The sequence below is a fragment of the Streptomyces sp. NPDC001135 genome, from assembly GCF_053598395.1.
Window position 1 is genome coordinate 94,985 of record NZ_JBSFKD010000008.1, and the last position, 13,163, is coordinate 108,147.

Below are 13,163 nucleotides of genomic sequence, written 5' to 3' on the forward strand. Positions count from 1 at the left end.
TGCCGGAAGGGAGGCGACGGCGGTGGATCTGTCCCACTCCGAGGCCGACGACGAGTTCCGTGCCGAGGCCAGGGCCTGGCTGGCGGCGCATGTGCCGCGCACCCCGCTGCCGTCCCTGGAGACGGCGGAGGGCTTCGCGGCGCACCGCGCATGGGAGGCCGAACTGGCCGCGGACCGCTGGTCGGTGGTGTCCTGGCCGGAGCGGTACGGCGGCCGGGACGCGGGGTTGCTGGGGTGGCTGGTGTTCGAGGAGGAGTACTGGGCGGCGGGCGCGCCGGGCCGGGTCGGCCAGAACGGCATCAGCCTGCTCGCCCCGACGCTCTTCGACCACGGCACGGAGGAGCAACGCGCGCGCGTGCTGCCGTCGATGGCCACCGGCGGGACGGTCTGGGCGCAGGCCTGGTCGGAACCGGAGGCGGGCTCCGACCTGGCCTCGCTGACCTCCAGGGCGCTGCGGACGGACGGCGGCTGGCTGCTCAGCGGGCACAAGACCTGGTCCTCGCGGGCCGCCTTCGCCGACCGGGCCTTCGGCCTGTTCCGCAGCGACCCGGACACCCCGAAACCCCATCAGGGGCTCACGTACCTGATGTTCGACCTGCGGGCACCGGGGGTCACGGTCCGTCCGATCGGCCGCCTGGACGGCAAGCCGGCCTTCGCCGAGCTGTTCCTGGACGACGTGTTCGTACCGGACGAGGACGTCATCGGCGAGCCCGGCCGGGGCTGGCGGATCGCGATGTCCACGGCGGGCAACGAACGCGGACTCACCCTGCGCCCACCAGGCCGTTTCCTCGCCTCGGCGCACCGGCTGGTGGAGCTGTGGCGGGCGCGCGGCTGCCCGGAGCACGCCCGCGCACGGGTGGCCGACGCCCTGATCGGCGCCCGCGCCTACCAGCTGTTCACCTACGCCGCCGCCTCCCGCTTCCTGGAGGGGGAGGAACTCGGTCCCGAGTCCAGCATGAACAAGGTCTTCTGGTCCGAGCTGGACCTAGCACTGCACGAGACGGCCCTCGATCTGCTGGGCCCGGAGGGCGAGTCGGCGGACACGGACTGGTCCGAGGGGTACGTCTTCTCGCTCGCCGGTCCCCTCTACGCGGGCACCAACGAGATCCAGCGCGACATCGTCGCCGAGCGGCTGCTCGGCCTGCCGAAGGGACGCCGCTGATGCGCTTCCTCCTCGACGCCGAACAGCGCGCCTTCACCGACTCCCTGCACGCGATGCTGTCGGCGGCGGACACCCCGGCGGTGATCCGGGACTGGAGCCGCGGCGGCCGTGCGAGCGGGCGCGCGCTGTGGTCGCGGATCGCCGCGGCGGGGGTGTTCGGCCTCGCGGTGCCGGAGGAGTACGGCGGGCTGGGGCCGCACCCCGTGGAACTGGCGCTCGCCTTCGTGGAGCTGGGGCGGCATGCGGTACCGGGACCCCTGGTGGAGACGGTCGCCGCGGCGGTACTCGTCCAGGACCTCCCCTCGGCCGAGCGCTTCCTGCCGGGGCTCGCGGCCGGGACGGACCTGGCGACGGTGGCGGCGCCCCTCGGGCACCGCCCCGGCACCGGGGCGACCGCGAGAACGCCCACCGGACACGCCCTCGACGCCGACGCGGCCACCCTGCGCCTCGTGCTCACCGCCGATGGTCTCCGCCTGTCCACCACGGCCGCCGGCCCTCCGCGCCGCTCCCTCGACCCCGCCCGCCGTCTCACCCCGCTCGCCGCGGACGGCGAACTCCTCACCCCCGATCCGCCGCGCGACCGCGCCCTCACCTGGGCCCGCCTGACCACCGCCGCCCAGGCCCTCGGCGTCGGACTCGCCCTCCTCGACCGCACGGTCGCCTACGTGCGGCAGCGCACCCAGTTCGGCGTCCCCGTCGGCTCCTTCCAGGCGGTCAAGCACCGCCTCGCGGATGCCAGGACCGCCCTGGAGTTCGCCAGACCCCTGGTCCTCGGCGCGGCGCTCTCCCTGCGCCCCGCGGACGTGGCCGCCGCCAAGCTCACGGCGTGCGAGGCGGCGTACGGCGCGGCCCGTACGGCACTGCAGCTGCACGGCGCGATCGGCTACACCGCGGAGTACGACCTGTCCCTGTGGCTGGCCAAGGCCCGCGCCCTGCGCACCGCGTGGGGCACGCCGGAGGAGTGCCGGGAGGTGGTCCTCGACGACGCGCTCGAAGGAGGCGGGCCGTGAGTCACCCGGGCCGTACGACGCCCGCGGCGCGCGCGGCGGCCAGCCACTGCGGGAACCCGCCGACGAGCCGGTCGTACAGCTCGGCGTCACAGACGCGCCTCGGGTCCTGCCCGGCGTGGAAGAAGCCGGCGTTGTCGACGATCCGCTTGCCCGGCACGGCCAGCTCGTCCAGCTTCCGCAGGAACTCGAACTGCCGGCTGCCGGGGTCGCCGAAGCCGACGAACTGCCAGAACAAGGGGAGCCTGGCCGCCTTGCAGAGGTAGCGCTCGGCGGCGAGTTTGTTGATCGGGCCGCCGTCGGTCTGGAACACGACCAGGGCGGGGTCGGTGGCACCGCTGTCCAGGTAGTGGTCGATGACGGCGTCCATGGCCAGGTGATAGCTGGTCCTGCCCATGTGCCCGAGCCCGGCCACGATCCGGTCGACGCTGCCCTCGTGGCGGTCGAGGGCGATGTCGGTGACCGCGTCGACGTCCGTGGAGAAGAACACCACCGGCACCCGGCCGTCGTCGTCCAGGTGCGCGGACAGGCCCAGCACCCGGTCGGCGAGCGTCTGCACGCTGCCGTCCCTGTAGTACGGCTTCATCGAGCCCGAGTGGTCGACCACCAGGTAGACGGCGGCGCGCAGCCCGTCCAGGCCGTGCTTGCGCAGGGACACCCCGGCGCTCTTGTACAGGCTGACCAGCGCGGGCGCGGTCTCCTCCACCTTGCGCAGACTGAGCGCGGCCATGTTCCCCCTCGGTTGTGCGGACATGCGACGACGCCTGCCCAGGGTCCGGTCGGGGACGGTGGGCAGGCGCCGTCAGTGTTCCGCACGCCGTTGTACGGGACGTTCTTCGGGGTGCCGTCAGACCGCCAGGGCGCGGTCCGTCGGGCGGATCGGGGCCGGCAGGTCGCTGGCACCGGTCAGGAACCGGTCGACACCGCGGGCGGCCGAGCGGCCCTCCGCGATCGCCCACACGATGAGGGACTGTCCGCGGCCGGCGTCACCGGCGACGAACACACCCGGCACGTTGGTCTGGAAGTCGGCGTCGCGGGCGATGTTACCGCGTTCGTCGAGGTCCAGGCCGAACTGCTCCACCAGGCCGTTGTCCCGGTCGGTGCCGGTGAAGCCCATGGCGAGGGTGACCAGCTGGGCCGGGATCTTGCGCTCGGTGCCCGGCTTGGAGGTCAGCTTGCCGTCCACGAACTCCACTTCGGCCAGGTGCAGCCACTGCACGTTGCCGTCCTCGTCGCCCTCGAAGTGGGTGGTGGAGGCGGAGTAGATCCGCTCGCCGCCCTCCTCGTGGGCCGAGGTGACCTTGTAGAGGATCGGGAAGGTCGGCCAGGGCTGGTTGGTCGCGTGCCGCTCGTCGTTCGGGCGGGGCATGATCTCCAGCTGGGTGACGGAGGCCGCGCCCTGCCGGTGGGCGGTGCCCACGCAGTCCGCGCCGGTGTCACCGCCGCCGATGACGACGACGTGCTTGCCCTCGGCCGAGATGGGCGAGGTGACGTAGTCGCCCTCCTGGACCTTGTTGGCCAGCGGCAGGTACTCCATCGCCTGGTGGATGCCCTTGAGCTCCCGCCCGGGGACGGGGAGATCGCGGGCCGTGGTCGAGCCGGCGGCGATCACGACCGCGTCGTAGCGCTTCTTCAGGTCGCGGGCGCCCAGGTCGCGGCCGATCTCGACGCCGGTGCGGAAGCGGGTGCCCTCCGCGCGCATCTGCTCGATACGGCGGTTGATGTGCCGCTTCTCCATCTTGAACTCGGGGATGCCGTAGCGGAGGAGGCCTCCGATGCGGTCCGCGCGCTCGTAGACGGCGACCGTGTGGCCGGCCCGGGTCAGCTGCTGGGCGGCGGCGAGACCCGCCGGGCCCGAGCCGATGACCGCGACCGTCTTGCCGGACAGGCGCTCGGGGATCTGCGGGGCGACGTCCCCGGTCTCCCACGCCTTGTCGATGATCGAGACCTCGACGTTCTTGATGGTGACCGGCGGCTGGTTGATACCGAGCACGCACGCCGACTCGCAGGGGGCCGGGCACAGGCGACCGGTGAACTCCGGGAAGTTGTTGGTCGCGTGCAGGCGCTCCTGGGCGGCCGCCCAGTCCTCGCGGTAGGCGTAGTCGTTCCACTCGGGGATCAGGTTCCCCAGCGGACAGCCGTTGTGGCAGAACGGGATGCCGCAGTCCATGCACCGGCTGGCCTGCTTGCTGATGATCGGCAGCAGGGAGCCGGGGACGTAGACCTCGTTCCAGTCCTTGACCCGCTCGGCGACGGGGCGGGTCTTGGCGACCTCACGGCCGTGGTTCAGGAAGCCCTTCGGGTCAGCCATTGATCGCCGCCTCCATCATCTTCTCGGTGATCTCGGTCTCGGTCAGACCGGCTCGCTCGGCGGCGTCCTTGGCGGCGAGCACTGCCTTGTACGTGCTGGGGATGATCTTGCTGAACCGCTCCACGGCCGCGTCCCAGTCGGCGAGCAGCTTCTCGGCGACCGTCGAGCCGGTCTCCTCGGCGTGGCGGCGCACCACGTCGTGCAGCCACTGCTTGTCCGTCTCGTCCAGCGCCTCGACGGACCCGGCGTTGCCGGCGTTGACGTTGTCGCGGTCGAGGTCGATGACGTAGGCGATACCGCCGGACATGCCCGCCGCGAAGTTGCGGCCGGTCGGGCCGAGGACGACCGCGTGACCGCCGGTCATGTACTCGCAGCCGTGGTCGCCCACGCCCTCGGAGACGACCAGCGCACCGGAGTTGCGGACGCAGAACCGCTCACCGGTACGGCCGCGCAGGAACAGCTCGCCGCCGGTGGCGCCGTAGGCGATGGTGTTGCCCGCGATGGTCGAGTACTCGGCGAGGTGGTCGGCGGCCCGGTCCGGGCGGACGATGACCCGGCCACCGGAGAGGCCCTTGCCGACGTAGTCGTTGGCGTCGCCCTCCAGGCGCAGCGTGACACCGCGCGGCAGGAACGCGCCGAAGGACTGGCCGGCGGAGCCGGTGAAGGTGATGTCGATGGTGTCGTCGGGCAGGCCCGCGCCGCCGAACTTCTTCGTCACCTCGTGGCCGAGCATGGTGCCGACCGTGCGGTTGATGTTGCGGATGGCGACCTGGGCGCGCACCGGCTGTGCCTCGGTCGCGTCGTTCGCGGCCAGGGCGTCGGCGGCGAGCTTGATCAGCTCGTTGTCCAGCGCCTTCTCCAGGCCGTGGTCCTGCTCGACCACCTGGTGGCGCACCGCGCCCTCGGGCAGGTCGGGCACGTGGAACAGCGGCTCCAGGTCCAGGCCCTGCGCCTTCCAGTGGTCGACCGCGCGCTCGACGTCCAGCACCTCGGCGTGGCCGACGGCCTCCTCGATGGAGCGGAAGCCCAGCTCGGCGAGCAGCTCGCGGACCTCCTCGGCGATGAACTTGAAGAAGTTCACCACGTACTCGGCCTTGCCGGCGAAGCGGTCGCGCAGGGTCGGGTTCTGGGTGGCGATACCGACCGGGCAGGTGTCCAGGTGGCAGACACGCATCATCACGCAGCCGGAGACGACGAGCGGCGCGGTCGCGAAACCGAACTCCTCGGCGCCGAGCAGCGCGGCGATGATCACGTCACGGCCGGTCTTCAGCTGGCCGTCGGTCTGCACGACGATGCGATCGCGCAGGCCGTTGAGCAGCAGGGTCTGCTGGGTCTCGGCGAGGCCGAGCTCCCAGGGGCCGCCGGCGTGCTTCAGCGACGTCAGCGGGGAGGCACCCGTACCGCCGTCGTGGCCGGAGATCAGGACCACGTCCGCGTGCGCCTTGGAGACACCCGCGGCGACCGTGCCGACGCCGACCTCGGAGACCAGCTTGACGTGAATCCGCGCCTGCGGGTTCGCGTTCTTGAGGTCGTGGATCAGCTGGGCCAGGTCCTCGATGGAGTAGATGTCGTGGTGCGGCGGCGGGGAGATCAGGCCGACGCCCGGCGTCGAGTGACGGGTCTTGGCCACCCACGGGTAGACCTTGTGGCCGGGCAGCTGGCCGCCCTCGCCGGGCTTGGCGCCCTGGGCCATCTTGATCTGGATGTCGTCCGCGTTGACCAGGTACTCGGAGGTCACGCCGAAGCGGCCGGAGGCGACCTGCTTGATGGCGGACCGGCGCGCCGGGTCGTACAGGCGCTCCGGGTCCTCGCCGCCCTCACCGGTGTTGGACTTGCCGCCCAGCTGGTTCATGGCGATGGCGAGGGTCTCGTGCGCCTCCTTGGAGATGGAGCCGTACGACATCGCGCCCGTCGAGAACCGCTTGACGATCTCGCTGACCGGCTCGACCTCGTCGACGGAGATCGGCGCGCGGTCGGACTTGAAGCCGAACAGGCCGCGCAGCGTCATCAGGCGCTCGGACTGCTCGTTCACACGGGACGTGTACTTCTTGAAGATGTCGTAGCGGCCGGTGCGCGTGGAGTGCTGCAGGCGGAAGACCGTGTCGGGGTCGAACAGGTGCGGTTCGCCCTCGCGGCGCCACTGGTACTCGCCGCCGATCTCCAGCGCGCGGTGCGCCGGGGCGATGCCGGAGGCCGGGTAGGCCTTGGCGTGGCGGGCGGCGACCTCCTCGGCGATGACGTCGATGCCGACGCCGCCGATCTTGGTGGCGGTGCCGTTGAAGTACTTCTCGACGAAGGCCTCGTCCAGGCCGACGGCCTCGAAGACCTGGGCGCCGCGGTACGAGGCGACGGTGGAGATGCCCATCTTGGACATGACCTTCAGGACGCCCTTGCCGAGGGCGTAGATCAGGTTCTTAATGGCCTTCTCGGGCTCCAGGCCGTTCAGGAACGTGCCGGCGCGCAGCAGGTCCTCGACGGACTCCATCGCCAGGTACGGGTTGACGGCGGCGGCGCCGAAGCCGATGAGCAGGGCGACGTGGTGGACCTCGCGGACGTCACCGGCCTCGACCAGCAGGCCCACGTGGGTGCGCTGCTTGGTGCGGATGAGGTGGTGGTGGACGGCCGCGGTGAGCAGCAGCGACGGGATCGGCGCGTGCTCGGCGTCCGAGTGGCGGTCGGAGAGGACGATCAGCCGGGCGCCGTTCTCGATGGCCGCGTCGGCCTCGGCGCAGATCTCCGCGATACGGGCGGCCAGCGTCTCACCGCCACCGCTCACCCGGTACAGACCGGACAGGGTCGCGGCCTTGAAGCCGGGCATGTCGCCGTCGGCGTTGATGTGGATGAGCTTGGCCAGCTCGTCGTTGTCGATGACCGGGAAGGGCAGCACGACGGACCGGCAGGAGGCGGCGGTCGGGTCGAGCAGGTTGCCCTGCGGGCCCAGCGACGAACGCAGGGAGGTGACCAGCTCCTCGCGGATCGCGTCCAGCGGCGGGTTGGTGACCTGCGCGAACAGCTGGGTGAAGTAGTCGAAGAGCAGCCGCGGACGCTCGGACAGCGCCGCGATCGGCGAGTCGGTGCCCATGGAGCCGATCGGCTCGGCGCCGGTGCGGGCCATCGGGGCGAGGATGACGCGCAGCTCCTCCTCGGTGTACCCGAAGGTCTGCTGGCGGCGGGTGACCGAGGCGTGGGTGTGGACGATGTGCTCGCGCTCGGGCAGGTCGCCCAGCTCGATCTCACCGGCCTCCAGCCATTCGGCGTACGGCTGCTCGGCGGCGAGGGACGCCTTGATCTCGTCGTCCTCGATGATGCGGTGCTCGGCGGTGTCGACGAGGAACATCTTGCCGGGCTGCAGGCGGCCCTTGCGGACGACCTTGGCCGGGTCGATGTCGAGGACGCCGACCTCGGAGCCGAGGACGACGAGGCCCTCGTCGGTGACCCAGTAGCGGCCGGGGCGCAGGCCGTTGCGGTCGAGCACGGCGCCGACCTGGGTGCCGTCGGTGAAGGTGACGCAGGCGGGGCCGTCCCAGGGCTCCATCATCGTGGAGTGGAACTGGTAGAAGGCGCGCCGGGCGGGGTCCATGGAGTCGTGGTTCTCCCACGCCTCCGGGATCATCATCAGCACGGAGTGCGGCAGCGAACGGCCGCCCAGGTGCAGCAGCTCCAGGACCTCGTCGAAGGAGGCGGAGTCGGAGGCGTCCGGCGTACAGACCGGGAAGATCCGGTCCAGCTCCTTGGCGCCGAACAGGTCGGAGACCAGCTGCGACTCGCGGGCGACCATCCAGTTGCGGTTGCCCTTGACGGTGTTGATCTCACCGTTGTGCGCGACGAAGCGGTACGGGTGCGCGAGCGGCCACGAAGGGAAGGTGTTCGTGGAGAACCGGGAGTGCACGAGCGCGATCGCGGAGGCGAAGCGGCGGTCGGACAGGTCCGGGAAGAAGGGCTCCAGCTGGCCGGTGGTCAGCATGCCCTTGTACACGATCGTGCGCGCGGACAGCGACGGGAAGTAGACACCGGCCTCGCGCTCGGCGCGCTTGCGCAGCACGAACGCCCGGCGGTCCAGCGCGATGCCCTCGCTGGCGCCGTCGGTGACGAAGATCTGCCGGAAGACCGGCATGGTGGAGCGGGCGGTGGCGCCCAGCAGCTCCGGGGCGACGGGGACCTCACGCCAGCCGAGGACGGTGAGGCCCTCGTCGGCGGCGATCGTCTCGATGCGTGAGACGGCGTCCTCGGTCCCGTCCGCCGGCAGGAAGGCGATGCCGACGGCGTACGAACCGGCTGCGGGGAGGTCGAATCCGGCCACCTCGCGGAAGAAGGCGTCCGGCACCTGGGAGAGGATGCCCGCGCCGTCACCCGAGTCGGGCTCGGAGCCGGTCGCACCCCGGTGCTCCAGGTTGCGCAGCACGGTGAGCGCCTGCTCGACCAGCGTGTGGGACGCCTCGCCGGTAAGGGTGGCGACGAAACCGACGCCACAGGCGTCGTGTTCGTTGCGGGGGTCGTACATACCCTGCGCAGCAGGGCGAGCATCCATGAACGACCAGTTCTGGCCATTCGCGGAATGCTGGGACGGCTGGCGCGGCGTACGCATCGGCTCTCCCGTCGTCGTCATGAGGCATGTGGCAAGTGCCGAGGGACGACGTTGGCCCTCTGCGTGGAGTGCAAAATTTCGTGCAGATTACATGATGGGGTGGTACCCGGGAAGCGGATACTCCGTTCCAACATGCGGACGCCACGGGGTCCGTGGCAACGGTGCCGCACGGTCCGCGGCAGGCTGCCGCACGAGGCGGCGGGGGTGCCGCGCGGTACGCGGCAGGTACCGCACACGGCGGCGGCAGACGTATGAAGGGGACCGTCGCGGACAAGATCGGTCGGATCGTCGTCCGGCGGCCCGAGGGGGCGGGGGGAGCGTCTTCACTCTCCCCGCAGGGGTGCGGCAGGCGTCATTGCCTGCGGTGCTTACGGCTCATGCCCGGTGGTCACGCATCTGAAACCAGCGAGTAACGGCTACTTATGCGGCCCGACGCATAAGTAGCGGCGCCGCTATCCTACGGCCGTTCCGAACAGGTTGCCCAGGGCGTACGTCACACCGGCCGCGGCACCGCCCAGCGCGAGCTGCCTGAGGCCGCTGTACCACCAGCTCCGGGCGGTCACCTTGGCCACCACGGCACCGCAGCCGAAGAGCCCGGCGAGGGCGAGTAGCACGGCGGGCCACAGCGCGGTCGCGCCGAGCAGGAACGGCAGCACGGGCAGCAGGGCGCCGAGGGCGAAGGAACCGAAGGAGGAGACGGCGGCGACCAGCGGCGAGGGGAGGTCACCGGGATCGATGCCCAGCTCTTCCCGGGCGTGGATCTCCAGGGCCTGCTCGGGGTCCTTGGACAGCTGGCGCGCGACCTCCCGGGCCAGGTCGGGCTCCACCCCCCGGGCGACGTACAGCGCCGCGAGTTCGTCCTGCTCGTCCTGCGGGTGCTTGCGCAGCTCACGGCGCTCGACGTCCAGCTCGGCCTCGACCAGTTCCCGCTGCGAGGCGACCGAGGTGTACTCACCGGCCGCCATGGAGAAGGCACCGGCGGCGAGCCCCGCGAGCCCGGTGATGACAATGGTCTGATGGCTCACGGACCCGCCGGCGACACCCGTCATCAGGGCGAGGTTGGAGACAAGGCCGTCCATCGCACCGAAGACCGCGGGGCGCAGCCAGCCGCCGTTGACATCGCGATGCGTGTGGTTGTCGCGGTGCGCCTCGTGCAGCGCGGCCTGCGTTTCGATGACGGCCATGGGGACCCCCGGATAGCTTAGCCAAAGCTAACTTTGGATGAGTTCTACTTTTCGACAACAACGAACCTACGCCCATTCTGCCGCTCGCACCAGCAAGGAAAGGCTGGGCTAACCTGCACCTTTACCTGATTGCGCACCGATTTTGCTCATCCGTGCGTGATCGCGCTCAGATGCCGAGAGGGTGACTCCGGCGCTGCGGAGGCTCGCGCGGGCGCGCGCCGTGGCACACATCCGCAAAGCGTCTTCGTGGTCCCGTTGAAGGAGGCCGCCCATGGCATCGATCGCCTGCACTCCCCCGCTCCCGGCGCCCGACGCCGCCGCCGGACTCCGCGAGCGGGCCCGCGGCGCGCTGCTCGGCCTGGCCGTGGGGGACGCGCTGGGAGCGCCTGCGGAGAACCTCAAACCGTCCGAGATCCGCGCCCGCTGGGGCCGCATCACCGGGTACGTGGCGGAGAAGCCGTGCGGCACGGACGACACGGAGTACGCGATCTTCTCCGGGCTGCTGCTCGCCCGGCACGGTTCGGCGCTGACTCCGGCGCATGTGGAGGCGGCCTGGCACGAGTGGATCGCCGACCGGGCCGAGGGTCCCTTCCGGGGCGCGGGCTTCAGCGAGCGCGGCACCCTGGAGAACCTGCGCCGCGGCCTCGCGGCCCCCATCTCGGCCCAGCACCGGCACGCCTGGAGCGACGGCCTGGCGATGCGCGCGGCCCCCTTCGGGGTCTTCGCGGCCGGGCGCCCCGCCGAGGCGGCCCGGCTGGTGGCGATCGACGGCTCGGTCAGCCATGAGGGCGAGGGCATCTACGGCGGCCAGGCGGTGGCGGCCGGGGTGGCAGCGGCGATGACCGGCGCGCCGGTTCCGGTGGTGATCGCCGCGGCCCTCGCGGTCGTTCCCGAGGACTCCTGGACGGCACGCTCGCTGCGGCGTGCGGTGGCCGTGGCCCACCGCGGCGAACGCGCGGTCCGCTGCGCGGTCGTCATCGGCGGCTATCCCTGGACCGACCTGGCCCCCGAGGCGGTCGCCCTCGCCTTCGGCGCGTACGCGGCGGCCGACGGCGACTTCGTGCGGGCCGTTCTGACCGCCGTCAACATGGGCCGTGACGCGGACACGACGGCGGCGGTGACCGGCGCCCTGTCCGGTGCGACCCACGGCATCACGGCGATCCCGCCCCACTGGGCCGCCCCCATCGGCCCGGCCCGCGGCCACTGCCTCCCCGCCATGACCGGTCACCACGTCCTGGACGTGGCTGAGCTGCTGGTCCCCGGGGAGGCGGAGAAGTGGGGGGCGGGGATGACGCTTCCCGGGGTACTGCGGGAGGGACCACGGGGTGCGGTACCCGGGTCACTCGGGGAAGCGACGGGGCCCGCGCCATCGGGGACGCTTCGAGAAGCGGCGGGGAGTGCTCTGCCGGGCACCCTCCGAGAAGCGGAGGGGGCCGCCCTCCCCGGCACCCTCCGAGAAACAGCAGCCACCGCCCTCCCCGGCACCCTCCGAGAAACAACAGGCACCCCCCTCCCAGGCACCCTCCGAGAAGCGGCGGGGAGCGCTCTGCCGGGGGCGCTTCGGGAAAGGGCGGGGGCTGGTCTGCGGGGCTCGCCTCCGGAGGGGACGGGCGGCGTGCCGACGGGCTCCGTTCCGGAAGGGGCAGGGGGTGCTGTGACGGGCTCGCCTGCAAAGGAGGCGGGAGCCGCCCTGCGGGACCCGCTCCCGGAAGGGGCACGGACGACACCCCGGAGCCCGCTGGTCGGTGCGGGGAACTCCGGCAAGCAGGACAGCGAGGGCCGGTCATGACGGCGCGCCGTGTCGAGGGCCTCCTGCTCGGCCTGGCCGCAGGCGACGCCGCCGGCTGGCCGGCAGCACGGCACCGGGCCAGCCGCATGCCCGAGTGGACCCGGCGCCTCACCCGCGAACTGGACACCTTCGCCGAGCAGAACGCCACCACCACCCTCCCCGTACCGATCGCCCTGAACCAACCCTCTGAACCCCTGCGTCTCGGCCCCTCCGACGACGCCGAATGGGCGGCCTTCGCCGCGGAGGCGGTACTGCGGGCCGGCGACGACGACGTCCTCGGCGACCTCAGCCGAGAGCGCCGTACCCGCGCCGCCATCGACCTCACCTGGACCGCCGTGGCCGCGGAAGTCGCCGCCGCGGCGGACCGCGCCCCCGAGATCGAGTCCGCCGTGCTCCCGCTGCGCGCCCGCATCTCGGTCCGCGCCGGCCTCGGCAACCTCGCCACCGGCCTGCGCCCGCCCGCCACCGGCCACGACAACCCGCACTACTTCGACGACGCGGCCTGCGTCCGCGCCTGTGTCCTCGCCGTCGCCCACCCCGGCGATCCCGAACGCGCCGCGGCCCTCGCCGAGTTCGACGCCCGCTACACCCAGGACGGCGACGGCGTGCACGGCGCCCGCGCCATGGCCGCGGCCCTCGCCCTCGCCCTCGCCGACGCCGGGACGGACGCGTGCGTGGCCGCCGCGCTCGCCGAGCTCCCGCCCGACACCGAGATCGGCCGCAACGCCCGTCACGCCCTGGCCCTCGCCGAGGACAGCGAGTCCGCCTTCGCCCTCGTCCCGCTCCTCGAGCACCAGATCGTCGACCACGTCTACAGCTACGGCATCGCCGCGGCCGAGACCGTCCCGGTCGCCCTCGCCCTCGCCACCGCCGCCGGCGGCCGTATCGCCGAGGCCGTACCCGCCGCCGCCTGCCTGTCCCGGGTCGCCGACTCCGCTCCCGCGCTCGCGGGCGCCCTGACCGGAGCCCTCGGCGGCGGCGCGGCCATCCCGCAGACCTGGCGGGACGCCTGCCGCACCCTGTCCGGCTGTGCGCTGCCCCGCCTCACCGGCACCGACCTGGTGGAACTCGCCGGGCTCCTGGAAGCCGCACAACCGGCCCGCCCAGGAGGATGATTCGGGGCAT

7 protein-coding genes and 1 pseudogene are annotated in these 13,163 nt (G+C 72.2%); 4 read left to right on the forward strand and 4 right to left on the reverse strand.

Features of this window, described 5'->3' with window-relative positions; genetic code table 11:
* Positions 1–22 precede the first annotated feature (22 nt).
* Positions 23–1,162, forward strand: a complete 1,140-nt coding sequence (locus tag ACWC94_RS12835; protein ID WP_450796549.1) for an acyl-CoA dehydrogenase family protein — start codon at positions 23–25, stop codon at positions 1,160–1,162.
* Complete coding sequence (locus ACWC94_RS12840; RefSeq protein ID WP_450796550.1) at positions 1,162–2,172, forward strand: acyl-CoA dehydrogenase family protein; 1,011 nt, start codon at positions 1,162–1,164, stop codon at positions 2,170–2,172. Before ACWC94_RS12835 ends, ACWC94_RS12840 begins: the two co-directional genes overlap by 1 nt.
* 1 nt (position 2,173) lies before the next feature.
* Here ACWC94_RS12840 and ACWC94_RS12845 read toward each other — a convergent pair whose 3' ends face one another.
* From ACWC94_RS12845 to ACWC94_RS12860, 4 genes are all read right to left on the reverse strand, one after another.
* A complete protein-coding gene (locus tag ACWC94_RS12845) occupies positions 2,174–2,899 on the reverse strand; it encodes a VWA domain-containing protein (RefSeq protein WP_450796551.1) in 726 nt (241 codons plus the stop codon).
* A gap of 117 nt (positions 2,900–3,016) precedes the next feature.
* The gene (locus ACWC94_RS12850; protein WP_450796552.1) at positions 3,017–4,480 is read right to left on the reverse strand and encodes a glutamate synthase subunit beta; all 1,464 of its coding nucleotides are present in this window, start codon (positions 4,478–4,480) and stop codon (positions 3,017–3,019) included.
* The gene (gene gltB, locus ACWC94_RS12855; protein WP_450796553.1) at positions 4,473–8,981 is read right to left on the reverse strand and encodes a glutamate synthase large subunit; all 4,509 of its coding nucleotides are present in this window, start codon (positions 8,979–8,981) and stop codon (positions 4,473–4,475) included. The genes ACWC94_RS12850 and gltB overlap by 8 nt, the downstream gene beginning before the upstream one ends.
* A gap of 536 nt (positions 8,982–9,517) precedes the next feature.
* Positions 9,518–10,249: a VIT1/CCC1 transporter family protein gene (locus ACWC94_RS12860; protein WP_450796554.1), complete on the reverse strand. Its 732-nt coding sequence runs from the start codon at positions 10,247–10,249 to the stop codon at positions 9,518–9,520.
* A 271-nt stretch (positions 10,250–10,520) separates the two neighbouring features.
* Here ACWC94_RS12860 and ACWC94_RS12865 point away from each other — a divergent pair.
* Positions 10,521–11,534: pseudogene (locus tag ACWC94_RS12865) on the forward strand (ADP-ribosylglycohydrolase family protein); the annotation flags it as partial.
* A gap of 500 nt (positions 11,535–12,034) precedes the next feature.
* Positions 12,035–13,153 (forward strand): ADP-ribosylglycohydrolase family protein, encoded by a 1,119-nt coding sequence (locus ACWC94_RS12870; protein WP_450796555.1) that lies wholly within the window; start codon positions 12,035–12,037, stop codon positions 13,151–13,153.
* Positions 13,154–13,163 lie beyond the last annotated feature (10 nt).